Genomic DNA, 24,272 nt, shown 5'->3' with positions numbered 1-24,272 from the left:
CGAAGGGGCCGGCGGCGGCCGGGCCGGCGGGCTCAGCGGCCCTCGGCGTCGTCCATCGCGCGGTAGATCCGCTGCTCCGAGACGGGGTACGGGGTGCCCAGCGCCTGGGCGAACACGTTCACCCGCAACTCCTCGATCATCCAGCGGATCTGCCGGACAGCCGCCTCCTGCCGGCGCGCGGGCGGCAGAGCGGCGAGCAGGTCGTCGTACTCCTTGCGCACCGCCGCGATCCGGTCCTGCTGTTGGCGGTCGCGCTGCGGGTTGCCGCCGAGCCGGTCCAGCCGACGTTCGATGGCGGTGAGGTAGCGCAGCAGGTCGGGCAGGCGGGCGTACCCGGTCTCGGTGATGAAGCCGGCGTGCACCAGCCCGGCGAGCTGCTTGCGGATGTCGGCCAGCGCCGCCACCACGGCCAGGTTGCGGGTCGCGCCGAGCCGCTGCTCGACCGCGTACGCGGCGGCGAGCACCTTGCGGACCCGGTCCATCACCTCGACGACGGTGTCGACCAGGTCGGCGCGGACCTTCTCGCGCAGGGCGGCGAAGCCCTCGGCGTCCCACGCCGGGCCACCGGCGGCGTCGATCAGGCGGTCGATGGCCGCGCCGGCCGCGTCCTCGATCAGCTCCTGCACGCCGCCGTGCGGGTTGCGACTCAACGCCAGCTTCGCCTCGTTGCTCAACCGACCCTGCAGGAACCGGGCCGGGGACGGCACGGTGAGCCGCAGCAGCCGGCGGGTGCCGGCCCAGTGCGCGGCCTCCGCCTCGGCGGGGGAGTCGAACACCTTCACCCCGACCGTCGTGCCCTCGTCGACCAGAGCCGGGTACGCGGTCACCCCGTAGCCGGCGCGGACCTGCTCGATGGTCCGGGGCAGCGTGCCGAGGCTCCACTCGCGCAGGCCGGTCCGGGCGACCTCCGGCGCGGCGGCCGCCACGACCTGGCGTACCTCCTGGCGCAGTTGACGTTGCAGGGCCGGCAGGTCCTTGCCCTCGGCGACCGGCTTGTCGTCGTCGCCGAGCACCCGGAACGTCACCCGCAGGTGGGCGGGGAGCTTGCCGGGCTCCCAGGCGTCGCGGGGCACGGTGACACCGGTCATCCGGCGCAGCTCACGGGTGAGCGCGTCCAGCAGCGACGTCTCGCCGGGGGTGATCGCCGCGAGGGCGGCGCGGGCGTAGTCCGGCACCGGCACGAAGTTGCGCCGGATCGCCTTGGGCAGCGAGCGGATCAGCGCGATCACCGTCTCCTCGCGCAGCCCCGGCACCTGCCAGTCGAAGCCCTCCGCCGGTACCTGGTTGAGCAGCGGCAGCGGGATGTCCACGGTGACGCCGTCGGTCGCCGTGCCCGGCTCGAACCGGTAGGTCAGCGGCAGGGTCACCCCCTGGGTCTGCCACTCGTCGGGGTAGTCGCTCTCGTCGACACCGCCGCGACCGTCGTTGACCAGCAGGTCGCGGGTGAAGGTCAGCAGGTCGGGACGCTCGTGGCGGGTCTTCTTCCACCAGGTGTCGAAGTGCCGGCCGGAGACCACGTCGGCGGGGATCCGCTGGTCGTAGAAGCCGAAGATGGTCTCGTCGTCGACCAGGATGTCCCGGCGGCGGGCCCGGCTCTCCAACTCCTCGATCTCGCCCAGCAGTCGCTTGTTGTCGGCCCAGAACCGGTGGTGGGTCTGCCAGTCGCCCTCGACGAGCGCGTGCCGGATGAACAGCTCCCGGCTCAACGTCGGGTCGATCCGCCCGAAGTTGACCTTGCGGGAGGCGACCAGCGGCATGCCGTACAGGGTGACCTTCTCGTAGGCCATCACCGCGGCCTGCTTCTTCTCCCAGTGCGGCTCGCTGTAGCTGCGCTTGACCAGGTGCTGCGCCAGCGGCTCGACCCACTCCGGCTCGACCCGCCCGGCGATGCGCCCCCACAGCCGGGACGTCTCCACCAACTCGGCGGCCATCACCCAGCGCGGCGGCTTCCTGAACAGCGCCGAGCCGGGGAACAGCGCGAACTTCGCGCCCCGCGCCCCCAGGTACTCGTGTTTCTGGGCGTCCTTGAGGCCGATGTGCGACAGCAGGCCGGGCAGCAGCGACTGGTGCACCTTCGGGGTGTCGATCTCCTCCGGCAGGTCCGCGCCGCCCCGGCGGCCCGCGCCCCGGCCGGCGTCCGCCTCGGCCGGGGTGTCCCGCGCCGCCCGCCCGCCGCGCCGGTCGTTCTCGGCGGGGGTACGCAGCACCTGGCGCAACTGGCTGACGATGTCCTGCCACTCGCGGATCCGCAGGTAGTTCAGGTACTCCGCCTTGCACATCCGGCGGAACGCGCTGGACGACAGCTCCCGCTGCTGCTCCCGCAGGTACCGCCACAGGTTCAGGTAAGCCACGAAGTCGGACTCTTTGTCGGCGAACCGGGCGTGTGCCTGGTCGGCCTGGGCCTGCTTCTCGGCCGGGCGCTCGCGGGGGTCCTGAATGGAGAGCGCGGCGGCGATCACCAGGATCTCGGTGGCACAGCCGTTGCGCTCGCCCTCGACCACCATCCGGGCCAGCCGCGGGTCGACCGGGAGCTGGGCGAGCCGGCGGCCCAGCGCGGTGAGCCGCTTCGCCGGGTCGGTCTCGGTCGGGTCCAACGCGCCCAGCTCGTGCAGCAGGTTGACGCCGTCGGTGATGTTGCGCTTGTCCGGCGGGTCGATGAACGGAAACGCGGCCAGGTCGCCCAGCCCGATCGCGGTCATCTGGAGGATGACCGACGCCAGGTTGGTGCGCAGGATCTCCGGGTCGGTGAACTCGGGGCGGGACAGGAAGTCCTGCTCGTCGTAGAGGCGGATGCAGATACCGTCCGACGTCCGACCGCAGCGGCCCTTGCGCTGGTTGGCCGACGCCTGCGAGACGGGCTCGATCGGCAGCCGCTGCACCTTGAGCCGGCTGGAGTAACGGGAGATGCGGGCGGTGCCCGGGTCCACCACGTACTTGATTCCCGGCACGGTCAGCGAGGTCTCCGCGACGTTGGTGGCGAGCACCACGCGTCGTGAGCTGTGCGCGGCGAAGACGCGGTGCTGCTCGGCGGCGGAGAGCCGGGCGTACAGCGGCAGGATCTCGGTGCCCAGCAGGGACCGCTTCTTCTGCACCAGCTTGCCCAGCGCGTCGGCGGTGTCGCGGATCTCCCGTTCGCCGCTGAGGAAGACCAGGATGTCGCCCGGACCCTCGGCGGCCAGCTCCTCGACGGCGTCGCCGATCGCCTGGATCTGGTCGCGGACGTTCTCCTCGTCGGCGTCGCCCTCCTCGTCGCTCTCGGCGACCTCGACCAGCGGCCGGTAGCGGACCTCCACGGGATAGGTGCGTCCGGAGACCTCGACGACCGGCGCCGGACTGCCCTGGGCGTCGGCGAAGTGCTTGGCGAAGCGGTCGGTTTCGATGGTCGCCGAGGTGATGATCACCTTGAGGTCGGGCCGGCGGGGCAGCAGTTCGCGCAGGTAGCCGAGGATGAAGTCGATGTTGAGGCTGCGCTCGTGCGCCTCGTCGATGATCAACGTGTCGTACTGGCGCAGCATCCGGTCGGTCTGCAACTCGGCCAGCAGGATGCCGTCGGTCATCAGCTTGACCAGGCTGCGGTCGCTGACCTGGTCGGTGAAGCGCACCTTGTAGCCGACCACGTCGCCCAGCTCGGTACCCAGCTCGTCGGCGATCCGGTCGGCCACCGTCCGGGCGGCCAGCCGCCGGGGCTGGGTGTGCCCGATCAGGCCGTTGATGCCGCGCCCCAGCTCCAGACAGATCTTCGGCAGCTGGGTCGTCTTACCGGAGCCGGTCTCGCCGGCCACGATCACCACCTGGTGATCGCGGATGGCGGCGGCGATGTCGTCCTTGCGCTCGCTGACCGGCAACCCCACGGGGTACGCGATCGTCGGCACCGCCGCCCGCCGGTCGGCCAGCCGCTGCTCGGCCCGCGCCAGCTCGGCGGTGATCTCGGTCAGGGCCGCCTCCCGGCGCTGCGGGTCGCGCAGCTTGCGGGCGCCGTCCAGGCGTCGCTGGAGCCGGCGCTGGTCGCGGAACATCAGGGGACTGAGGCGGCGGTGCAGGTCGCGGACGGGATCGGTCGCGGCGGAGGAGGCTGGATTCTGCATGTCGTGCCCAAGGATAGGCAGCCCGGCGGCGGACCGCCCCTGGGTTACCGCGCGTGGGTGCTTCGGCGCGGGGACGGCGGTCTACAGTTGCGGCCGACGTCGAGCGCTGGGGGGCCGGGATGGAGCTGCGGGACACCGATCGAGCGCTGGTGCAGGCCGCCACGGCGGTCGCCAAACTTCGGTGCCGCAGCCGCCACCACACCGGCGCGTCGGCCGCCCGTACCGCCGACGGGCGGGTGTTCTCCGGGGTGAACCTGCACCACGACAGCGGGGACACCTGCGCGGAGTTGGTCGTCATCGGCACCGCCGCCACGCAGGGCGTGACCGAGCTGGAGACCATCGTCTCGGTCGCCGACCGGGGTCGTACGGTCGTCGGGCCCTGCGACAGGTGCCGGCCGGTGCTCAGCGCGTACTTCCCGGCGCTGCGGGTAATCGTGGGCGAGCCGGACGACCTGCGGGTGCTGCCGATCGCGGACCTGCCGGGCTGACCGCGTCAGTCGCCCGCCGCCGCCTCCAGCATCGACGCGGGGATCGGCACGCCCTCGTACCGCACGTTGCCCTCGGGCACCATCCAGCTCGCCACCCGCGCGACGAGCAGGCCGGCACGGACGGCCGGGTCGTCGGCGTAGAGCCCGCGTACCTCGTCCGGGGCGATGGAGAAGACGACGAAGCCCCGCATCCGGTCGTCGTCGGCGTGCAGGAGCGGGCCGGCCGCGAGCACCAGTCCCTGCTCCACGAGCCCTGCCTGGTGGGCCAGATGGGCGTCGCGTAGCCGGTCGATCGCCTCCGGTGGCAGCTCCGGCGGATCCGACGGTCGGGTCAGCAGGACGACCGTGTGCTGGTCGAATCGCATGCCCCACACCCTATGGTGCTCGCTGTCCCTCTTACGGGTGTTATCCGCCATCCGCCCCACTTGCCACCGTCCGCGAAACTCATTCTCTTATCGAGGTCCGATACGAGTGGAGGTGCGGCATGGTCAGCAGACGACAGGTGCTCGTGGCCGGTGCCGCCGGGGGCGCCGCGGTTCTGGTCCCGGCCGGCTCGACGGCCGCGGGCCGCACGCGCGCCGCGGCGACGGTGCTGCGCGCCGCCGACATCCCGAAGTACGTCGCGCCGCTGCGCATCCCCCTGGCCATGCCCCGGGTGGCGAACGACCCCGAGCGGGACACCTACGTCGTCGGGGTGCGGCAGTTCCGCCAGCAGATCCTGCCGCTGTCCTGGCCGCGTACGACCGTGTGGGGTTACGGCTCCACCGCCCACCCCGACAGCTTCGGCTACCCGGCGCACAGCATCGTCGCGCGGGTGAACCGCCCGGTACGGGTGACCTGGGTCAACGAACTCGTCGACCACCGGGGCGACTACCTGCCCCACCTGCTGCCCGTCGATGAGACCCTGCACTGGGCCAACCCGGCCGGTGGCCGGAACGGCCGGGACGGGCACGGCCGCTCGGACGGCAGCCGCCGTGGCTACCGGGGGCCGGTGCCCCAGGTGGTCCACCTGCACGGCGGGCACAGCACGCAGGAGAGCGACGGGCACGCCGAGGCGTGGTACCTGCCGGTGGCCCGCGACCTGCCGGCCGACTTCGCCGTCACGGGCAGCGCGTACGGCGAGTTCCGGTCCCGCTTCGCCGAGGGGTCCGGCCTGCGCTGGGCGGCGGGTTCGGCCACCTTCGAGTACGCCAACGACCAGCGGCCCTGCACCCTCTGGTACCACGACCACACGCTGGGCCTCACCAGGGAGAACGTCTACGCCGGGCCGGCCGGTTTCTACCTGCTGGGCGGCGACGACCTGCCCGACGGGGTGCTGCCCGGCCCGACGCCGGGTCACGACGATCCGCCGGACACCGACTACCACGACATCCCGCTGCTCATCCAGGACCGCAGTTTCAGCGCCGACGGCGAGCTGGTCTACCCCGGGGGTCACCACGAGGGTCCGGCGTGGACGTCGGCGTTCTCCGGCACCACCATCGTGGTCAACGGCCGGACCTGGCCCAGCCTTACCGTGCAGCGTCGGCGCTACCGGTTCCGGTTGCTCAACGGCTGCAACAGCCGCTTCCTGATGCTCAGCGTCGCCGCCCACGCCACCGCACGGCCGGCCCGTCCGGTGCTGCCGGTCTGGCAGATCGGCAGCGACAGCGGCTTCCTGCCCGAGCCGGTGGCGCACGACCGCGTCACCCTCGGCCCCGCCCAACGGGCCGACGTGATCGTCGACTTCACCGGCGTGCCCGCCGGCACCGAGCTCTTCCTCGTCAACGAGGGGCCCGAGTGGGCGTACCGGGGCGGCCGGCCCGGGGTGGACTTCGCGCCGTCCGACCCGCGGACCACCGGGCAGGTGATGCGGTTCGTGGTCACCGAGGCCACCGGCGCGGACTCCAGCGTGCCGCCGGAGCACCTGCAACTGCCCGCCCACCCCCGGCTCGGTGCGGCGGAGCGGGTCCGGCGGCTGTCGCTCAACGAGCGGATGTCCGGCCGGTCGATGGTGATGCTGCTCGGCACCCTCGACGAGCGCGGCCGGGGTCGGCCGATGCGCTGGAGCGATCCCGCGACCGAACAGCCCCTCGTCGGCGCGACCGAGGTGTGGGAGGTGCGCAACTTCACCCGCAACGTCCACCCCGTCCACCTGCACCAGGCCCAGTTCGAGCTGCTGGGCCGTGGACGGTCGGGCCGGGCGGAGCCGGAGCCGGGGGAGCGGGGATGGATGGACACCGTGCTCGCGTACCCGTGGGAGGTGACGCGGATCAAGGCCCGCTTCGACCTGCCGGGCCGCTTCTCCTGGCACTGCCACCTGCTCGAGCACGAGGACAACGAGATGATGCGGCCCCTCAACGTGCTGCCGCGCGGCGCGGCGGCGGCCGGGGACGGCGGCTCGGTGCAGGTGCCGCAGGCTGAGTCGGCGGCATCGACCGACGCCAGTTAGGTCACTTTCCGCAGGTCGGCTAAGGTTAGGCGAACCTAAGCTCGAACGTGCAGGAGTTTCGTGACCACCCTCGCCGCCCGGCCGACGCCGGCCCGCAACTCCTCCGGTGCCCGCACCGGTCGGCGGGTCGCCGTCACCGTCGGCGCCGCGCTGGTGTTGCTGCTCGCCGTACTGGCCAGTTTTGCGCTGGGCAGCCGGCAACTCGGAGTCGGCGCGGTCTGGCACGCCCTCGTCGCGCCGGACGGCAGCGACGCGAGCACCATCGTCCGGGAACTACGTATGCCGCGTACCGCGCTCGGGCTCGCCGTCGGGCTGGCCCTCGCCGTGGCCGGCGTGCTGTTCCAGGCGCTCACCCGCAACCCGCTCGCCGAGCCGCGCATCCTCGGCATCAGCGCCGGCGCGTCGTTCGGCGTGGTCCTCGCCATCTCCGTCTTCGGCATCGGCACGCTCGCCGGGTACGTCTGGTTCGGCATCGCCGGCGCGCTCGCCGCCGGCCTGCTGGTCTTCGCCATCGCCAGCCGGGCCCGCGAGGGCGCGAGCCCGGTCACCCTCGCGCTGGTCGGCGCGGCGCTCGACGCCAGTCTCGCCTCCGGGGTGTACGCGCTGCTCAGCATCGACGCCCGCACCTTCGAGGAGTACCGGTTCTGGGTGGTGGGCGGACTGGCCGGGCGGGACCTCGGCGTCACCGCCCAGGTGCTGCCGTTCGTCCTCGTCGGGCTGCTGCTCGCCGCGCTGGTGGCCCGGGGCCTGGACGCCCTCGCTCTCGGCGACGACGTGGCCCGTGGCCTGGGCCACCGCATCGGCCTGGTCCGCCTCGGCGGTGGAATCGCCGCCGTGCTGCTCACCGGCGCCGCGGTGGCCGCCGCCGGCCCGGTCGCCTTCGTCGGGCTGGCCGTGCCGCACCTCGCCCGTGCCCTGGTCGGCGCGGACCACCGCTGGACCCTCGCCGTCTCCGCCCTGCTCGGGCCCGCGCTGCTGCTCGGGGCCGACGTCGTCGGCCGACTCGTCGCCCCGCCCGGCGAGATACCCGCCGGCATCGTCACCGCCCTGATCGGCGCGCCGCTGCTGGCCGTGCTGGTCCGCCGTGCCCGGGTGGTGACCGCGTGACCGCCGGTCGTCCCGCCGAAGCGTCCGGCACCGCCGGCCCGGACCCTGCCGCTGACCCGGTCGCTGGTCCGACCCGCGCCGCGTCCGGCGCTGCTGGTCCGGCCCGCGCTGCTGCCCCGGCCGCTGGTCCGGCTCGCGTCGCGTCCGGCGCTGCTGGTCCGGCCCGCGCCGCCGATGCGTCTGGCGCGGCTGGTGCGGCCCGCGTCGCCGATGCGTCCGGCGCGGCTGGTGCGGCCCGCGTCGCCGATGCGTCCGGCGCGGCTGGGCTCGCAGCCGCGGCCGGGCTGCCCGGTGCGCCCGGCGGCACGTCCCGGCTGCCCGGCCGGTCGTTGCTGCGGGTCGGTCCGGTCAGCCTGCTGATCCGTCGCCGCGCGACGCTGGTCGCCGCCGTGCTGACCGTGCTGCTCCTGCTGGCCGTCGTGCTCAGCCTCTCGCTGGGCACCCCGTACGTCGCCCCGGCCGACGTGCTCCGGGCGCTCTCCGGCGCGGGCACCCCGTACGACCTCGTGGTTCTTGATCTTCGCCTGCCCCGGGTCGTGCTGGCGGCGGTGGCCGGCGCGGCCTTCGGCGTGGCCGGCACGCTGATCCAGAGCGTGGCGCGCAACCCGCTCGCCAGCCCGGACGTCATCGGCATCACCCAGGGCGCCGGCCTCGCCGCGACCGTGGCGTTGACCAGCGGCGCGGCGGCGGTGCTGGTGGCGCCCAGCGCGCTGGTCGGCGGTCTGCTGGCGGCGGTGCTGCTGTTCGCCCTCGGTGCCCGGCACGGGCTGGCCGCGCAACGGTTCGTCCTCGCCGGGGTGGCGGTCGCGTTCGCCTTCCGGGCGCTGACCGAGGTGGTCATGCTCACCGCCGACCCGATCGACGGCCTGCGGGCGCAGATCTGGCTGATCGGCACCCTCGCCGGCAAGGGCTGGACCGAGGCAGCCTGGATCGCCGGCACACTCGCGGTGCTGCTCCCGGTGCTGGCGTGGGCCGGCTGGGCCCTGAACAGCACCGCCCTCGACGACGACACCGCGCGCGGCGTCGGGCTACGCCCGGTGGCCCGCCGGATCGGGCTCGCCGGCACCGGCGTGCTCGTCGCCGCGATGGTCACCGCCCAGGTCGGCGCCGTCGACTTCGTGGCGCTCGTCGCACCGCAGTTGGCCCGCCGGCTGGTCCGCGCCGAACGGCCCCCGCTCGTCTGCGCCGCGCTGCTCGGCGCGCTCCTGCTCGTCCTCGCCGACCTGGCCGGCCGTCGACTGTTCGCGCCCACCCAACTGCCGGCGGGCGTGCTGACCGCCGCGATCGGCGGCCCGTACCTGATCTTCCTGTTGCTTCGTGGACGGCCACGGTCGTCGTGACGCCTGTGAGGAGTCGTGTGATGCTCTCCACCCGCGACCTGGTCGTCGGCTACGACGAGCGGACCGTGCTCGACGGGCTGACCCTGGACCTGCCCACCGACGCGTTCACGGTGATCGTCGGCCCCAACGCGTGCGGCAAGTCCACCCTGCTGCGCACGATGGCCCGACTGCTCGCTCCGCGACAGGGCACCGTCCTGCTGGACGGCACCGCCATCCGTGACCTGCCCACCCGCGACGTGGCCCGCCGGCTCGGCGTCCTGCCGCAGAGCCCGCTGGTGCCCGAGGGCGTCACCGTGGCCGACCTGGTCGGACGCGGCCGGCAGCCGTACCAGCGGTGGTGGCGGCAGTGGTCGTCGTCCGACGCCGCGGCGGTCGACGAGGCGATGGCCCTGGCCGACGTGGCCGACCTCGCCGACCGGCCGGTGGACAGCCTCTCCGGTGGCCAGCGGCAACGGGTGTGGATCGCCATGACGCTCGCCCAGGACACCGAGGCGCTGCTGCTGGACGAGCCGACGACCTTCCTCGACCTGGCCCACCAGGTGGAGGTGCTGGACCTGCTGCACCGGCTCCGCGCCGAGCGTGGCCGCACCGTGGTCGCCGTCCTGCACGACCTCAACCAGGCCGCCCGCTACGCCGACCACCTGGTCGCGATGCGCGCCGGCGCGGTGGTGGCCGCCGGCCCACCCCGGGAGATCCTCACCGCCGAGCTGGTCCGGGACGTCTTCGGGCTGGCCTGCGTCGTCGTGCCCTGCCCGGTGACCGGCGCACCCCTGGTGGTTCCCGCGCGCACCGGCGGCCCGGCCCTTCCCACCGGCTCTACTGGCGTGGGCAACTCTGCCGGCTCTGTTGCGGCCGCCGAGTCTGCTGGCGTGGGCGGCCCGGAGGCCCCTGCCGCTGTCGGGTCCGCTGCGCCGGCCGCTGACGCTGCGCCGGCCGCTGACGCTGCGCCGGCCGCTGACGCTGCGCCGGCCGCTGCTGCTGGGCCTGCTGCGCCGGCCGCTGCTGCTGGGCCTGCTGCGCCGGCCGCTGCTGCCGGGTTCGCTGCGCCGGCCGCTGGCCCTGGCGGCGCTGATTCGTCGACGGCGTCCGTACCGGACGCCCGATCCGCCGATGGCGACGCGGCCACCCCGCTCGCCGGCACGTACCCCTCGAAAGGACACTGATGCGTCGTCTCGTCGCCGCTCTCGCCGCGGCCGTCGCCCTCGGGGTCGGCCTCACCGCCTGCGGTGAGAGCGACCCGGTCGCCGGCTCCGCTACCGGGGAGACCCGGGAGATCACCCACGCCATGGGCACCACCAAGGTCCCGGCCGAACCCAAGCGCGTCGTCGTGCTCGACACCGACAAGATCGACACGGCGCTCTCGTTGGGCATCACGCCCGTCGGCGCGGCCACCGCCGGCGAGGCCAAGAGTTGGCCCACGTACTTCGGCGCGGACAAGCTCGCCGGCATCAAGGAGGTCGGGGTGCTCACCGAGCCTGACCTGGAGGCGATCAACGCCCTCAAGCCGGACCTGATCCTCGGTAGCAAGTTCCGCCAGGAGAAGTTCTACGACGAGCTGGCCGCCATCGCGCCGACCGTGTTCACCGACAAGGTGGGCATCACCTGGAAGGAGAACTTCCTCCTCGACGGCAAGGCGCTCGGCCGCGAACAGCAGGCCAAGGACCTGCTCGGCGCGTACGAGAAGCGGGCCAAGGACTTCGGCGCGACCCTCGGCGACGCCGCCGCCCGCAAGGTGTCCATCGTGCGGTTCATCCCGGGCAACATCCGGGTGTACGGCCCGGACTCCTTCTCCGGCATCGTCATCGGTGACACCGGCCTGGGCCGCCCCCAGCGGCAGTTGCTCGCCAACAAGGAGGACAAGCGCTTCGACCTGGTCAGCCCCGAGCGGATCAACGAGGTCGACGGCGACGTCATCTTCGTGACCGCGTACGGCGACAAGGCCGCCGCCGAGCAGAGCAAGGTGGCCGGCGGAACCCTCTGGAAGGGCCTCGGCGCGGTCAAGGCCGGCAAGGCGTACCCGGTCTCCGACGAGATCTGGATGACCGGCATCGGCGTCGGCGCCGCCAACAAGATCCTCGACGACCTGGCCAAGTACCTCCCCGCCACCTGACCCACCCGGGCCGCACGCCCATGATCGCGCTCGATGCAGGATGTAGTGGCTTCCCACACGAAGGGAGGCCACTACATCCATGTTCGAGCGCGATCATCGGGGCTCGCGGGAGCCTGAGCGTGATCGTAGGGCGGCCCGGACCTCAGCGAGGAACCCGTCGAAGTCGTCCCGGAGGCGCTTGGCGGTCACGTGCAGCACGATCCAGTCGCCGCCGAGCAGTCGGTTGAGCCGTCGACGGTCCCGGTGGAACTGCTCCGGGTCGTCGTGCCACAGCCCGTCGTACTCCACGGCCACCTTGAACTGCGGCCAGGCCAGGTCCAGCCGGGCCACGAACCGGCCCTGATCGGCCACGACCCACTGCGTCTCCGGCCGGGGCAGGCCGGCGAGCACCAGCCGCACCCGGGTGCGCGACTCCTGCGGGGACTCCGCGCCCGCGTCGACCAGGTCGATCGACCGCAGCAGGGATCGCCAGCCGCGTCGCCCTGCTCGACTCAACGCGTACTCGCGCAGAGCCGGCACGGTGGTCAGCCGCAGGGCCAGCAGAGCGTCGATGACGACCACCGCCTCCACCACGTCGAGCCAACGGGCCACGTCCCAGCAGGTCCGCGCCGGGCTGGTCACCGTTATCCCGGCCCGGTCCAGGATGTCGCCGGGGTCGATCTGCCCGTGGTGGACGCGGATGCCGTTGGTTGGACCGATTCGGGAGTCGGTGGACACCAGGACGTCGATTGGCGCGCCCGCGCTCGTGCTCGGACAGCCGTACAGGACCGCGGCGGCCAGTCCGGCGATGGCCGCGCCGGGCGGGACCAGCCATCGTCCGACGGCGGCGCATCTGATGGCGTGTGTGACGGTGAGCTGCGAGTCGGCGTAGACGTCGCGGAAGAGCGGTCGCCACGCCGAGCTGCGCAGGTCGTTACGGGTCAGCAGACCGCGCGACACGGCGGTGGAGCCACGGAAGACCCGACCCCGCAACTGCGGCGGCCGACGAGGAGTTCTGGGCATGGTTTCAGGCTGGCCGAAGCCCGTGGCGTCACGCTGCCCCTGTGGAAAACCACCGTCACCACGGCGGCGTCGGTGCGCGCGGTTGTCCCCATGATCGTGCTCGAACATGGATGTAGTGGCCTCCCGAGAAGCGGAGACCACTACATCTTGGATCGAGTGCGATCTTGCGGTGTGGTTAGGCGGCGGTGGACCAGATGGCGCGGAAGGCGGCGGCTTCGCCGGCCAGCCAGCGTTCGATCTGTTCGGGCTTGGCGTCGGTGGGCATGCGGTGGGCCTGACCGCGCCGGACGTCGACCAGGACCGGCTCGGCGTGCGGGAGGACCGCGTCCATGTGGCGGGCCATCAGGTGCAGCGTGGCGAGCATCGACTCCTCGCTCGGCGGCGCCTCGTCGAAGTGCAGTCGGACCGCGTCGGCGTGACCGTCGGGGTGACGTACGCCGAAGTGGGGGTTGATCTTGACGGGTAGGTCGCCGAGCATGGCCAGGGCGTCGCGGGTCTGGGCCAGGTCGAGGGTGGCCGGATCGCCGAGGGAGTGCAGCCAGGCCGTCGCGCCGGGCACCAGCGCCTGGTAGAGCGGGCGCCAGCGCGGCTTGACGACGTCGACCACACCGGCCAGGTGGGTGCCGCCGGTGTGGAAGGCGATGTCGGCCTTGAGCGCCTTGACGAACTGGCCGTGCGGGTTGAAGCCGGAGCGGCTGGCGCGCTGCTTGCGCAGACCGCCCACGAAGGTCGCCTTGGTGGGGCCGGTGCGGTCGACGTAGCGGGTGAAGCCGAGCAGGGTGGTGTAGGGCGTCAGGGGCATGGAGGTGGGCGCGGTCACGGGCGTCCTCCCAGTTCAGAAGCGCTATTAGTACATACATTCTAATCGACACCCCTGACATCGCCCAGTGAAAACGGGGCGGCGGAAGACGCGACAAAGGGGGCCGTCCGGCAACCCGGACGACCCCCTCGCGGCGACCGCTAAAGCTGACCGACGTCCGTGATCCGGACGACCGCCGCGCCGACCTCGTCCGAGGCGGCGAGGTCGACTTCGGCGCTGATGCCCCAGTCGTGGTCGCCGTCCGGGTCGTCGAAGATCTGCCGGACGGTCCACTTCTCCCGGCCCTGCTCGATCATGAGCAGCGCCGGGCCGCGGGCGTCCGGACCCACCCCGATCGAGTCGTACGCCTCGAAGTAGGGCGTCAGGGCGTCGGCCCACGCGTCGTAGTCCCAGCCGTCGGCGGAGTCCAGCTCGGCGAGCAGGTCCCAGCGGCGCAGCGCGGCCAGCTCCACCCGACGGAACAGCGCGTTGCGCACCAGCACCCGGAACGCCCGCGCGTTGCGGGTCACCGCCGGTGGCCGGTCGGTCAGGGCGGCGTGCGCCTGGGCCACCTCGGCCACGTCGGACGGGTTGCGCAGCCGCTCCCACTCGTCGATGAGGCTGGAGTCGACCTGGCGGACCAGCTCGCCCAGCCACTCGATGAGGTCGATCAGCTCCTCGGTCTTGGCGTCCTCGGGGACGGTCTGGCGCAGCGTCTTGTACGCGTCGGCCAGGTAGCGCAGGACCAGGCCCTCCGAGCGGGTCAGCCCGTAGAACTGCACGTACTCGGTGAAGGTCATGGCCCGCTCGTACATGTCGCGGACGACGGCCTTGGGGGAGAGCTGGTGGTCGGCGACCCACGGGTGACCCTGCCGGTACATCTCGTACGCGGCCTCCAGCAGCTCGGCGAGCGGCTTTGGGTGGGTCACCTCGTCCAGTAGTTCGAGGCGGGCCTCGTACTCGATGCCCTCGGCCTTCATCGCGGCGACCGCCTCGCCGCGCGCCTTGAACTGCTGCGCGGACAGGATCTGGCGAGGGTCGTCGAGGATCGACTCGATGACGCTCAACACGTCGAGGGCGTACGAGGGGGACTCGGCGTCGAGCAGCTCGATGGTGGCCAGGGCGAGGGGGGAGAGCGGCTGGTTGAGCGCGAAGTCGAGCTGGAGGTCGACGGTGAGCCGGATCCGGCGACCGGTTTCGTCCGGCTCGGGCAGCTCCTCGACGACCCCACCGGCCCGCAGCGCCCGGTAGATGGCGATGGCCCGGCGGATGTGCCGGCGCTGGGCGGCGGGCTCCTCGTGGTTGTCGGTGAGCAGGTGCCGCATCGCCGCGAACGCGTCCCCGGGGCGGCCGATGACGTTCAGCAGCATCGAGTGGCTGACCTGGAAGCTGGACGTCAGCGGCTCCGGCTCGGCCTCGACGAGGCGGTCGAAGGTGGGCTGCCCCCAGCCGATCGAGCCCTCCGGCGGCTTCTTGCGGACGACCTTGCGGCGTTTCTTCGGGTCGTCGCCGGCCTTGGCGAGGGCCTTCTCGTTGTCGATGACGTGCTCGGGGGCCTGCACGACGACCCGGCCGATGGTGTCGTACCCGGCCCGGCCGGCCCGCCCGGCGATCTGGTGGAACTCCCGGTTCTTGAGCAGGCGGGTACGGACCCCGTCGTACTTGCTCAGGCCGGTGAACAGCACCGTGCGGATCGGCACGTTGATGCCGACGCCGAGCGTGTCGGTGCCACAGATGACCTTGAGCAGACCGGCCTGGGCCAGGGTCTCGACCAGGCGGCGGTACTTGGGCAGCATGCCGGCGTGGTGCACGCCGATGCCGTGCCGGACCAGCCGGGACAGCGTCTTGCCGAAGCCCGAGGTGAACCGGAAGCCGCCGATCGCCTGGGCGATCATGTCCTTCTCGGCGCGGGTGCAGACGTTGACGCTCATCAGCGCCTGGGCGCGTTCCAGCGCGGCGGCCTGGGTGAAGTGCACGACGTACACCGGAGCCTGTTTGGTCTCCAGCAGCTCCTCGAGCGTCTCGTGCAGCGGCGTCATCGCGTACGAGAAGATCAGCGGGACCGGCCGCTCGGCCGAGCGCACGACGGCGGTCGGCCGCCCGGTACGCCGGGTCAGGTCGTCGACGAAGCGGGTGGTGTCCCCCAGGGTGGCGGACATCAGGATGAACTGGGCCTGCGGTAGCTCGATGATCGGCACCTGCCACGCCCAACCACGGTCGGGTTCGGCGTAGAAGTGGAACTCATCCATGATCACCTGGCCGACGTCGGCCTTGGCGCCCTCGCGCAGCGCCAGGTTGGCCAGGATCTCCGCCGTGCAGCAGATGATCGGGGCGTCGGCGTTGACGCTGGCGTCGCCGGTGAGCATGCCGACGTTCTCGGCGCCGAAGACCTCGCAGAGCGCGAAGAACTTCTCCGACACCAGCGCCTTGATCGGCGCGGTGTAGAACGTCGTCCGGCTGTCGGCCAGGGCCGCGAAGTGCGCGGCGACGGCCACCAGGCTCTTACCCGAGCCGGTGGGCGTGTTCATGATCAGGTTGGCGCCGGAGACGATCTCGATGACCGCCTCCTCCTGATGGGGGTAGAGGTCGAGGCCGCGCTCCTTCGCCCAACCGGCGAACGCGTCGAAGAGGGTGTCGGGGTCGGCGCTTCTCGGCAGCGCGGCGGTGAGCGTCATAGCGTGTCCATGGTGCCTGGATCATGCCCTCCGGCGCCAACCAGGTTGTCGCGTGACCCGCTCAAGGCGTTAGGAAGGGCCCCTTTTACAACGCCAGGCGTTAACAGGGGGCCCTTCCTTACCGTCGGCGGTAGATGAGATCGGCGACCGGACGGCCCGCCGTGATCGCCCGCCGCTCGAACTTCGTCACCGGGCGGTGCGCCGGACGGGGCGCGTAGCCGCCGTACGCGTCGACCAGCTCCGGGTCCGCGTCCAGGGTCTCCCGCATCGCCTCGGCGTACTCGGCCCAGTCCGTCGCGCAGTGCAGCACGCCGCCGGGGGCCAACCGGGACCGCAGCAGGGCCACGTGCGACGGCTGGATGATCCGCCGCTTGTGGTGCCGGGCCTTCGGCCACGGATCCGGAAAGAACACGTGTACGGCGTCCAGCGCGCCCTCCGGCAGGCCGCCGACCAACTCCAGTGCGTCACCGCGAGCAACCCGGACATTCCCCAGGTCAGCGCGGTCCACCAGGTCGAGCAGGTTGGCGATTCCCGGCGTGTGCACCTCGACCGCCAGATAATCTCGGTCCGGGTCGGCGGCGGCCATCGCGGCCGTACTGTCGCCCATGCCCGAGCCGATCTCCAGCACCACTGGGGCCCGGCGGCCGAAGATGGCGGCCAGGTCGACGGGCTCGTCCGACACGTCCAGACCGTAGGAGGACCAGAGCCGGTCCAACGCGTCGGTCTGCCGGCCGCTCATCCGCCCCCGACGGGGGTGGAAGGTGCGGATCGGCCGGCCGGTGGGCGGGACGGCGGCGGGGTCAGGGTCGGTGATGGTCACAGCGACCCGAGCGTACGCGACTTCGTCTGCGGATCGGATGTGATGTGCGACCGGGAATGAGAGGATCCGATTGGTACGGCAGGCCGGGCGGTCCGCTGCCCGGCGCGGTTCGACGGCGTCGAAGAGGGGGCATCGTGACAGTGACCCGCGGCGGCGTGCTCCTGTCGGTGGCGGCCATGCTCGCCATCCCTCTGTTGACCACCGCTCCCGCGCTCGCCGCCCCGGCGACGCTGGCCACGCCGCCGGCCCTCGCCACTGCGCCCGGCGGGCCGTCCGACGCCCTGTCGACCGCCTCCGACTGGCCGCTCGATCCTCTGTCGGCCGTCGCCGCACCCGCCCGGCCGCTCGACGTCCTGCCGGTTGCCGCGTCCGCGCCGCTCGACGTCCTGCCGGCTGCCGCGCCCGCGCCGCAGCCCGGAGGCGTGCCGGGTGGCGCGCCACAGCCCGCTCCCGTGGTGGACGTCTTCGTCGAGGTGAGCCCCAGCACGGTGCAGCCCGGCTACCTGGTTGGCATTCGGGCCAGTTGCCGGGACAACTCGATCGGCGCCACCGTCGTCTCGGACGCGTTCGGCGCCGTCGGCGTGCAACCGCAGGGCGGCGTGCTCACCGCCGCGCCGATGGTGCGCGAGCGCACCCGCCCCGGCAACTACCGGGTCAAGCTGGAGTGCCGCGACGGCGAGACGGCGTCGACCATGTTGCAGGTGGTGAAGACGGTGCCCTCCCCTCACCCCAGTCGAGGCCCGGCGACCGGCTTCGGTGGCAGTGCCGGGGGAGTTACCGGCAAGCTGCTGCTGCCCGGCGGTGCCGCCTTCACGGTCGCCGGCCTGGTCCTCGCCGTGGTGGCCCTGCGCCGGCCCCGTAGCGTCGCGCGCCGCTGAGCCCGCCATGGAAATCTTCCGCCCCACACCGCCGCCGGCCGGATCCCGTCCGCCCACGGGTTCGCGCCCGTCCGCCGGCTCGTGGCTGCCCGGCGATGCCCGCCCGCCCGCTGTCGCACGCCCGTCCGGCGATGCCCGGCAATCCGCTGCTGCCCAGCAGGCCGGCAGTTCGCGCCCGTCCGATGGCGCGAAGCCCTCGCCGATGTCCCGCGCGTCGCGTGTCGCCGGCGAGCGGCCGGCGGTGGCCGCCCGTCCGCCGACCGTCGTCGCTCCCCGGCGCAGCCGTCCGACGCGGCGTAGCCCCTGGTCGGTGCCGCTGGCCGTGATGCTGGTGCTGGTGGGCGTCTTCGCCACCGGCGCGGGACTGGGTCGTTCGGTCGGCCCGCTCGACCTGACCCCGGCCGGCGGCGAACGCCCGCCGCGCAGCGAGACGGTCGGGTTGTCGGCGAGCCGCCCGGTGCGCCTCACCGTCCCGGCGATCAAGGTGGAGGCGCCGGTGGCTCCGGTCGGGCAGGCGTCGGACGGCACGATCGCCGTACCGCCGCTGGAGAAGCACAACGAGACCGGCTGGTACGACCGGGGGCCGACCCCCGGTGAGCCCGGTCCGGCCGTCATCGTCGGGCACGTGGACACCAAGAGCGGCCCGTCGGTCTTCTACGACCTGGGCAAGCTGAAGCCCGGTGACCTGATCGAGGTGGCCCGCGCGGACCGGTCGACGGTGGTGTTCAAGGTCGACACGGTCGAGCGCTTCCCGAAGGACCAACTGCCCGCCGAGCGCATCTACGGGCACGAGGGCCCCGCCGGTCTCCGGCTCATCACCTGCGGCGGCCAGTTCATCGGCGGTCGCGCCGGCTACGCCGACAACGTGATCGCGTTCGCCACCCTCCAGTCGTCCCGCAAGCCCTGAGCCCGGCCGGGCTCGGCTTGATCCACACGACGTCGGTGATGTCGGGGTGTCCAGGTGGCGCTGACACCCCGATTTCGCCGAAGTCGAGTCGATCAAGCCCGGCGGTCAGGGCGTCAGGGGAACCCGCCTGGCGCGGATCGTGCGGGCGGGCGCTGGTCACCGCCCCGGCCCGACCCGGGCGAGCTGGTAGCCCGGCCGGGCGTCAGCGCAGGAAGTCCAGAAGTCGGTGGGCCGTCTCGTCGGGCGCTTCCTCGGGGATGAAGTGCCCGGCCGGTACGGGGCCGCCTCGTACGTCGTCGGCCCACTGCCGCCAGATCGCCATCGGGTCGTCGTAGAGCTTGGCGACCTGGCCGTGTTGGCTCCAGAGGAACAACAGCGGGCAGGCGATCTTCCGGCTCCCACGGTCTGCCCGGTCCTGGTCGTAGTCCAGGCTGGCCGCCGCGCGGAACTCCTCGCAGATCGCGTGCACGGTCTCGGGGTGCGTGAACTGCTCGACGTAGGCCGCCCGTACCTCGGGTGGGAAGGAGTCCTTCACCTCCGGCCAGTTCTCCAGCATGTAGTCGACGAGCACCTCGGGCGCGGCGGCGATGAACCGCTCGGGCACCGGCTCCGGCGCGGCCAGGAAGGACCAGACCCAGTAGGACAGGCTGAACGCCTTGTCGGCGCGGTCGTACACGTCGCCGATCGGCACGACGTCCAGGACGGCCAACCGGGTGACGACGTCCGGCGCGTCGAGCGCGAGTCGGTACGCGCACCGCGCCCCGCGATCGTGGCCGACCAGGTGGAACCGGTCGTACCCGAGGCTCCGCATCACCTCGATCTGGTCGCGGGCGATGGCGCGCATGCTGTACGGCTCGTGGTCGGCGCTGCTCGGCGGTGTGCCGCTGTCTCCCCAGCCCCGCAGGTCGGTGGCGACGACGGTGAAGTGCTCGGCGAGCCGGGGCGCGACCCGGTGCCACATGAGGTGCGTCTCGGGTATGCCGTGCAGCAGCAGAACGGGCGGCCCGTCACCGCCACGCCGTCCGTGGATCGTCGCGCCGGACGTGGCGATGTCGAACTCTTCGAAGCCGTCGAACATGGCCGGACGCTATCAGCGCAGATCGCCGTCGGGGCGGGGTTACGTCGAGCCCGGCAGGCCGGCAGGTGGTCAGGGCTGGGGGACCCGCAACGCCACCTCGAACTCCAGCAGGGTCGCGCCGCTGGAGACCGGCGGGCGGGGCGTCTCCCCGGGGGCGGTGGCGTGGGCGGCGCGGGCGGACCCCGAAGCCCAGGCCTGGTACGCCTCCTCGCTCTCCCACCGCGTATAGACGAAGTAGCGGGTCTCGCCGGCCACCGGGCGCAGCAGTTCGAAGCCGAGGAAGCCGGGGGAGCCCTCCACCGCGCCGGCCCGTGCCGCGAACCGCTTCTCCAGCTCGGGGCCGGCGTTCGGGGGAACCTCGATTGCGTTGATCTTCACGACTGCCATCTGCCCACCCTAGCCAGCCCCGGCGGCCGTGCGGCGGGAGCGCCGGAGGTCAGAGCCCCTCGACCGCCGGAACGAGGTCCGCGTCGACCACGATCGGCGCGTGGTCGGAGGGGCCCTTGCCCTTGCGGGCCTCCCGGTCGACGTACGCCGAGCGGACCGCGCGGCTGAACGGCGCGGAGGCGTACACCAGGTCGATTCTCATGCCCTTGTTCTGGTGGAACATCCCGGCGCGGTAGTCCCAGTACGTGAAGGGGTGCGGCCCCTTCATGGGCGTCGGCACCACGTCGTTGAGGCCCAGGTCGCGCAGCGCGGCGAGGGCGGCCCGTTCGGCCGGGGTGACGTGCGTGGAGTGGGTGAACACCGCCGGGTCCCAGACGTCGGCGTCGGTCGGGGCGACGTTGAAGTCACCGCAGACGGCCAGCGGCCGGCCGCCGGCCAGCTCCGCCTCCAGCGCGTCGCGCAGCGCCGCGAACCAGGCGAGCTTGTACGCGTAGTGCGGGTCGTCGGGCGCGCGCCCGTTGGGGACGTACACCGACCAGACCCGCACCCCGTCGCAGGTGGCGGAGATGGCCCGAGCCTCCGGCTCGGGAAAGCCCGGCTCGCCCGCGAAGCCGACGCGGACGTCGTCGAGGCCGACCCGGGACAGGATCGCGACCCCGTTCCAGCGGCCGTCACTGTGGCTGGCCACCGTGTAGCCCAGCTCGCCCACCTCGGCCACCGGGAACGCGCCGTCGGGGCACTTCGTCTCCTGCAGGCAGACGACGTCGGGACCGGTGTCAGCCAGCCATTCCAGCAGCCGGGGGAGCCGGGCCTTCACCGAGTTCACGTTCCAGGTCGCCAGGCGCATACGTCCACCCTGCCGTATCCGCCGCCCCGACGCCGCCTCACACAGGTGCCGGGTCGCCGGCACGCCGCCGGATCAGCTCCCGGGAGTGTCGCCGGGGCGGGTCTGTTCGGCCAGGAACCGTTCCAGCTCCGCGCCGAGTTCGTCGGCGGTGGGTAGCGGGCCGGCGTCCGGGGCGAGAAGGCTCCGCTCGCCGCGTCCTCGGGCGAACGCGTCGTACTGCTCCTCCAGGGCCTGGACCAGCGCGGCGGCGTCCTCGGTCTGGGCGACCTGCCGGTCGATCTCCACCCGGACCACCTCGGCGGCCGAGCGCAGGCCGTCGCCGGGCAGCAGCAGCCCGGTGCTGCGGGACACGGCGCTCAGCAGCACCTCGGCGGCGGCCGGGTACTCGGTCTGCGCCACGTAGTGCGGCACGTGGGCGGCGAAGCCGAGCGCGTCGCGGCCCTGCTCGCCGAGGCGGAACTCCAGCAGATGGCCGACGCTGCCGGGCACCTGAACCCGTTGCAGCCACGGCTCGTACCCGCTGATCAGCTCGGGACGGGTGGCGTGGGCCGTCACCCCGGTCGGCCGGGTGTGCGGGACCGCCATCGGGATCGAGTTGAGCCCGACGGTGAGCCGTACGTCGAGCCGGGCGGCGAGCCCCGCGACGGCGGCGGTGAACCGCTCCCACTGCAGGTCCGGCTCGGGGCCGGTGAGCAGCAGGAAGGGCGTCTCGTCGTCGTCGTGCAGCAGGTGCAGCTCCAGCTCCGGCGCGTCGAAGCTCTCCCAGTGGTCCTCGTTGAAGGTCATCACCGGTCGCCGGGAGCGGTAGTCGAAGAGCTGGTCCACGTCGAAGGTGGCGATCGGCCGACCCTCGAGCGAGGTGAGCAGTTGCTCGCGGGCCAGCCGGCTGGCGTTGCCGGCGTCCACGAACCCGGTGAGGGCCTGAATCAGGACCGGCTGCCCGAGGTCGGGCAGATCGTCGGTGAGCTGGTAGAGCTCGTGTGGGTCGAGCACCGGTGCGGACCTCCCTGGAATGTGCCTGTTCGGGTGCCGTCGCGACGGACAGCACTCGGTTCGGGCAACGTACCCGCCATCCTGGCGCATTCCTGCGTCGGGCGATCCGTCGCCCGCCCGGTGGGCACGATCGGACGAACCACCCGATTCCGCCGATCGGCCGATGGGCGGTTCGGCCCAAAGGCCGAGTTTGTCGATCATGTCGGGTCGCGCGGACCGATGTCCATCTCTGTCGCGGTCCGTGCCGGCCTGTACGCCCCGCCGCTTTCCTCCGGTACGCGAGGTTCGTTCCTCGGGCGGGTCGAGCGGCATCGCTCGTCCACCGGTGGCGCCTGTTTGTGTGGCGATGACCACGTGATCACCGTGCGTGATCGGGGCTTCGGTCTGCCTAGCCTCGGCTGATGCGTGACGACGGCACCCTCGACGACCCGTACGCCCCGAGTAGCCCCACTGCCGAAACAGCGGAAGGCACCTCAGCCGAACGGACAACCGCCGCGAGTCGGCTTCGGGCGTACGCCCGCGACCTGAGCGGCCGACGCCGCGCCCAGGTGGCGCTCGCCACCGGCGTGGTCTGCTGCCTCGGTCTGGCCACCGCCGTGCAGGTCCGGGACCAGGACGCCGGCGCGCAGTCGCGCGAGAAGACCGCCGGCGTCGAGCTGGCGGAGCGCGCCGAGCAGCAGACCGCATCCCGCGGGCTCGACCGATCGGCGGCCCCGTCCGCCACCCCGTCGACGTCCACCACCCCGGCCGACCCGGACGCCACCCCCCGCGCCCGCAAGGTCGCCCCGGCGAAGCCGACCCGCCCGGCGCCGGTCGCCGGTCTGGACGAGGACCAGATGGAGAACGCCGAGGCGATCGTCCGCGCCGGCCGCAAGATGGGCATTCCGCGCCGTGGCCTGGTCATCGCGGTGGCGACCGCCATGCAGGAGAGCAACCTCTACAACGTCGCCAGCGGCGTCCTGCCGGAGTCGCAGGACTACCCGCACCAGGGCGTCGGCTGGGACCACGACTCGGTCGGGCTGTTCCAGCAGCGCTCCAGCAGCGGCTGGGGTCCGGTCGGTCGGTTGATGGACCCGGAGTTCGCGACCCGGCAGTTCCTCACGGCACTCGAACAGGTGCCCGGCTGGCAGCAGATGCGCCTCACCGATGCCGCGCAGGCGGTGCAGGTCTCCGCGTACCCGGAGTACTACCAGCAGCACGAATGGCGGGCCACCCGGGTCGTCGACGCCATCGTGCCGACGGGGCGGTAGCCTACCGACCACTATGGACGGTGAGGGTTGAGCCTGTCGCGTCCCGGGTACATCCGTTGCGGGTTCGGGGTACACATGACTGAGGGATCACCGACAGGAGGACGTTATGTCTCTGATGCAGCGGATCAGCACTTTCCTGAGATCGCCCAAGGGCCAGCAACTGGTGGACCGGGGTCGGCGCGAGCTGGCCAAGCCGGAGAACCAGCAGAAGCTCAAGGGGTTGGCCACCCGCCTGTCCAACCGCCGTCGCTGACCGCGCCACCGGCCGTCCTGCCCGTACCCACCCCTGGGGAGACCCGGTGACCGACACCCCGCCCACCGGCGGTCAACCCGCCGCGCCCACCCCCGAGCCGTCGGCCGACCTGCCGGTCGCGCCGCCGGTCACGCCCGAAGGCCCGCCTGCGCGGCTGTGGGACCGGATGCGTGACGATCCGCAGTACGCCCCGGAGCACCTCGCGCTGGAGGCGGTACGCCGACTCGGGCCGGAGGCCGCGCAGTGGGCCGCCCGGGCCCGCAACGACCACCCCGGTGTCTCGTCCGACGTCCTGGCCGACCAGGCGGTCCGCAAGTTCGTCAACCTGGCCCGCCTGTCCGGGGCGGTCTCCGGCGCGGCCGGGCTGCCCGGCGCGGTCCTCGACGTCGGCGTGCTGGCCTGGACCCAGGCGCGGATGGTCCTGCACGTCGCCGCCGCGTACGAGGTCGACCCGCTGCACAGCGACCGGGCCACCGATCTGCTCGTGCTCCAGCGGGTGCACAAGGTCGCCGAGAGCGCCCGCCTGGCGCTCGGGGTGGCCGCCGGCCGGGAACGCGCCGACGCGCTCTTCGGCCTGGGCGGTCAGCGTCCGCTGGGCCGGGTCATGTTGCAGCTCGGCGTCCGGCTCGCCCAGATGGCCGGTGTGCGGGCGGCCAAACGCGTCATCGCGAAGATCGTCCCCGGGGCGGCAATCGTGCTCGGCACCTGGGCCAACTCGTCCGCCACTAAGGACCTGGCCGAGCGCTCGCGGGCGCTCTACGGTCGCCGCGGCACCGCCGTTCCGGAGCCCCGCCACCCCTGATCGGTCCGCTCGCGCGGGCGGAC

Annotated in this window: 20 protein-coding genes and 1 pseudogene; 11 read left to right on the top strand and 10 right to left on the bottom strand. The window is 72.7% G+C overall.

Annotated features, from left to right (window positions below):
• Positions 1 to 32 precede the first annotated feature (32 nt).
• Positions 33 to 4,085, bottom strand: coding sequence for an ATP-dependent RNA helicase HrpA (hrpA, locus tag ACIBTX_RS07570; RefSeq protein ID WP_396832194.1), 4,053 nt, complete (start codon positions 4,083 to 4,085; stop codon positions 33 to 35).
• A 119-nt stretch (positions 4,086 to 4,204) separates the two neighbouring features.
• Here hrpA and ACIBTX_RS07565 point away from each other — a divergent pair, with 119 nt between their 5' ends.
• Positions 4,205 to 4,573 carry a cytidine deaminase gene (locus ACIBTX_RS07565; protein ID WP_355050269.1) on the top strand — a complete coding sequence of 123 codons (369 nt, stop codon included), beginning with the start codon at positions 4,205 to 4,207 and terminating at the stop codon, positions 4,571 to 4,573.
• 5 nt (positions 4,574 to 4,578) lie between these two features.
• Here the strand turns inward: ACIBTX_RS07565 and ACIBTX_RS07560 are convergent, their stop codons facing one another.
• Positions 4,579 to 4,938, bottom strand: coding sequence for a YciI family protein (locus ACIBTX_RS07560; protein ID WP_357119903.1), 360 nt, complete (start codon positions 4,936 to 4,938; stop codon positions 4,579 to 4,581).
• A gap of 119 nt (positions 4,939 to 5,057) precedes the next feature.
• Here ACIBTX_RS07560 and ACIBTX_RS07555 point away from each other — a divergent pair, with 119 nt between their 5' ends.
• The 5 genes and pseudogenes from ACIBTX_RS07555 (at position 5,058) to ACIBTX_RS07535 (ending at position 11,558) form a co-directional block, all read left to right on the top strand.
• Positions 5,058 to 7,001: a multicopper oxidase family protein gene (locus ACIBTX_RS07555; protein WP_396832193.1), complete on the top strand. Its 1,944-nt coding sequence runs from the start codon at positions 5,058 to 5,060 to the stop codon at positions 6,999 to 7,001.
• Between the two features lie 60 nt (positions 7,002 to 7,061).
• Complete coding sequence (locus ACIBTX_RS07550) at positions 7,062 to 8,108, top strand: iron ABC transporter permease (protein WP_355050266.1); 1,047 nt, start codon at positions 7,062 to 7,064, stop codon at positions 8,106 to 8,108.
• On the top strand, positions 8,105 to 9,448 hold the full coding sequence (locus tag ACIBTX_RS07545) for a FecCD family ABC transporter permease (protein WP_396832192.1): 1,344 nt from the start codon (positions 8,105 to 8,107) through the stop codon (positions 9,446 to 9,448). The genes ACIBTX_RS07550 and ACIBTX_RS07545 overlap by 4 nt, the downstream gene beginning before the upstream one ends.
• Before the next feature lie 5 nt (positions 9,449 to 9,453).
• Positions 9,454 to 10,257: pseudogene (locus ACIBTX_RS07540) on the top strand (ABC transporter ATP-binding protein); the annotation flags it as partial.
• A gap of 353 nt (positions 10,258 to 10,610) precedes the next feature.
• A complete protein-coding gene (locus ACIBTX_RS07535) occupies positions 10,611 to 11,558 on the top strand; it encodes an iron-siderophore ABC transporter substrate-binding protein (protein WP_357119894.1) in 948 nt (315 codons plus the stop codon).
• Between the two features lie 93 nt (positions 11,559 to 11,651).
• Here ACIBTX_RS07535 and ACIBTX_RS07530 read toward each other — a convergent pair whose 3' ends face one another.
• From ACIBTX_RS07530 to trmB, 4 genes are all read right to left on the bottom strand, one after another.
• Positions 11,652 to 12,560 (bottom strand): hypothetical protein, encoded by a 909-nt coding sequence (locus tag ACIBTX_RS07530; RefSeq protein ID WP_357119891.1) that lies wholly within the window; start codon positions 12,558 to 12,560, stop codon positions 11,652 to 11,654.
• Between the two features lie 175 nt (positions 12,561 to 12,735).
• Positions 12,736 to 13,380 carry a hypothetical protein gene (locus ACIBTX_RS07525; RefSeq protein WP_357119888.1) on the bottom strand — a complete coding sequence of 215 codons (645 nt, stop codon included), beginning with the start codon at positions 13,378 to 13,380 and terminating at the stop codon, positions 12,736 to 12,738.
• A gap of 140 nt (positions 13,381 to 13,520) precedes the next feature.
• A complete protein-coding gene (locus tag ACIBTX_RS07520; RefSeq protein WP_357393160.1) occupies positions 13,521 to 16,034 on the bottom strand; it encodes a DUF3516 domain-containing protein in 2,514 nt (837 codons plus the stop codon).
• Positions 16,035 to 16,152: 118 nt separating this feature from the next.
• Positions 16,153 to 16,854 carry a tRNA (guanosine(46)-N7)-methyltransferase TrmB gene (trmB, locus tag ACIBTX_RS07515; protein ID WP_396832191.1) on the bottom strand — a complete coding sequence of 234 codons (702 nt, stop codon included), beginning with the start codon at positions 16,852 to 16,854 and terminating at the stop codon, positions 16,153 to 16,155.
• Positions 16,855 to 16,985: 131 nt separating this feature from the next.
• Here trmB and ACIBTX_RS07510 point away from each other — a divergent pair, with 131 nt between their 5' ends.
• Complete coding sequence (locus tag ACIBTX_RS07510) at positions 16,986 to 17,732, top strand: hypothetical protein (RefSeq protein WP_396832273.1); 747 nt, start codon at positions 16,986 to 16,988, stop codon at positions 17,730 to 17,732.
• A gap of 202 nt (positions 17,733 to 17,934) precedes the next feature.
• The gene (locus ACIBTX_RS07505) at positions 17,935 to 18,639 is read left to right on the top strand and encodes a class F sortase (RefSeq protein ID WP_396832190.1); all 705 of its coding nucleotides are present in this window, start codon (positions 17,935 to 17,937) and stop codon (positions 18,637 to 18,639) included.
• Positions 18,640 to 18,841: 202 nt separating this feature from the next.
• Here the strand turns inward: ACIBTX_RS07505 and ACIBTX_RS07500 are convergent, their stop codons facing one another.
• From ACIBTX_RS07500 to ACIBTX_RS07485, 4 genes are all read right to left on the bottom strand, one after another.
• Positions 18,842 to 19,717 (bottom strand): alpha/beta hydrolase, encoded by an 876-nt coding sequence (locus tag ACIBTX_RS07500; protein WP_357119881.1) that lies wholly within the window; start codon positions 19,715 to 19,717, stop codon positions 18,842 to 18,844.
• A 69-nt stretch (positions 19,718 to 19,786) separates the two neighbouring features.
• Positions 19,787 to 20,104, bottom strand: a complete 318-nt coding sequence (locus tag ACIBTX_RS07495; protein ID WP_355050256.1) for an antibiotic biosynthesis monooxygenase — start codon at positions 20,102 to 20,104, stop codon at positions 19,787 to 19,789.
• 49 nt (positions 20,105 to 20,153) lie between these two features.
• Positions 20,154 to 20,951, bottom strand: coding sequence for an exodeoxyribonuclease III (locus tag ACIBTX_RS07490; protein WP_357119878.1), 798 nt, complete (start codon positions 20,949 to 20,951; stop codon positions 20,154 to 20,156).
• Between the two features lie 72 nt (positions 20,952 to 21,023).
• Complete coding sequence (locus tag ACIBTX_RS07485) at positions 21,024 to 21,944, bottom strand: PAC2 family protein (protein WP_355050254.1); 921 nt, start codon at positions 21,942 to 21,944, stop codon at positions 21,024 to 21,026.
• Positions 21,945 to 22,345: 401 nt separating this feature from the next.
• Between ACIBTX_RS07485 and ACIBTX_RS07480 the strand changes: the two genes are divergently transcribed.
• The 3 genes from ACIBTX_RS07480 to ACIBTX_RS07470 all read left to right on the top strand — a co-directional run bounded on the left by ACIBTX_RS07480 (position 22,346) and on the right by ACIBTX_RS07470 (position 24,249).
• Positions 22,346 to 23,194 carry a peptidase M23 gene (locus ACIBTX_RS07480; RefSeq protein WP_357119875.1) on the top strand — a complete coding sequence of 283 codons (849 nt, stop codon included), beginning with the start codon at positions 22,346 to 22,348 and terminating at the stop codon, positions 23,192 to 23,194.
• A 106-nt stretch (positions 23,195 to 23,300) separates the two neighbouring features.
• Positions 23,301 to 23,447, top strand: coding sequence for a hypothetical protein (locus tag ACIBTX_RS07475; protein ID WP_355237852.1), 147 nt, complete (start codon positions 23,301 to 23,303; stop codon positions 23,445 to 23,447).
• A 46-nt stretch (positions 23,448 to 23,493) separates the two neighbouring features.
• Positions 23,494 to 24,249: an EcsC family protein gene (locus tag ACIBTX_RS07470; protein ID WP_396832189.1), complete on the top strand. Its 756-nt coding sequence runs from the start codon at positions 23,494 to 23,496 to the stop codon at positions 24,247 to 24,249.
• Positions 24,250 to 24,272: the final 23 nt, after the last annotated feature.

The sequence above is a fragment of the Micromonospora sp. NPDC049359 genome (assembly GCF_044466585.1).
Taxonomy (GTDB): Bacteria; Actinomycetota; Actinomycetes; order Mycobacteriales; family Micromonosporaceae; genus Micromonospora.
Note: the sequence above shows the minus strand (reverse complement) of the source record. Positions and strands in the feature narration are given on the sequence as shown.

Coding starts and splice junctions, on each gene's coding strand:
- ACIBTX_RS07535 (WP_357119894.1), top strand. CDS start 10,611: ATGCGTCGTCTCGTCGCCGCTCTCGCCGCGGCCGTCGCCCTCGGGGTC.
- ACIBTX_RS07480 (WP_357119875.1), top strand. CDS start 22,346: ATGCGTGACGACGGCACCCTCGACGACCCGTACGCCCCGAGTAGCCCC.
- ACIBTX_RS07560 (WP_357119903.1), bottom strand. CDS start 4,938: ATGCGATTCGACCAGCACACGGTCGTCCTGCTGACCCGACCGTCGGAT.
- ACIBTX_RS07565 (WP_355050269.1), top strand. CDS start 4,205: ATGGAGCTGCGGGACACCGATCGAGCGCTGGTGCAGGCCGCCACGGCG.
- ACIBTX_RS07490 (WP_357119878.1), bottom strand. CDS start 20,951: ATGCGCCTGGCGACCTGGAACGTGAACTCGGTGAAGGCCCGGCTCCCC.
- ACIBTX_RS07500 (WP_357119881.1), bottom strand. CDS start 19,717: ATGTTCGACGGCTTCGAAGAGTTCGACATCGCCACGTCCGGCGCGACG.
- ACIBTX_RS07530 (WP_357119891.1), bottom strand. CDS start 12,560: ATGCCCAGAACTCCTCGTCGGCCGCCGCAGTTGCGGGGTCGGGTCTTC.
- ACIBTX_RS07475 (WP_355237852.1), top strand. CDS start 23,301: ATGTCTCTGATGCAGCGGATCAGCACTTTCCTGAGATCGCCCAAGGGC.
- ACIBTX_RS07555 (WP_396832193.1), top strand. CDS start 5,058: ATGGTCAGCAGACGACAGGTGCTCGTGGCCGGTGCCGCCGGGGGCGCC.
- ACIBTX_RS07505 (WP_396832190.1), top strand. CDS start 17,935: ATGTCCCGCGCGTCGCGTGTCGCCGGCGAGCGGCCGGCGGTGGCCGCC.
- ACIBTX_RS07520 (WP_357393160.1), bottom strand. CDS start 16,034: ATGACGCTCACCGCCGCGCTGCCGAGAAGCGCCGACCCCGACACCCTC.
- ACIBTX_RS07495 (WP_355050256.1), bottom strand. CDS start 20,104: ATGGCAGTCGTGAAGATCAACGCAATCGAGGTTCCCCCGAACGCCGGC.
- hrpA (WP_396832194.1), bottom strand. CDS start 4,085: ATGCAGAATCCAGCCTCCTCCGCCGCGACCGATCCCGTCCGCGACCTG.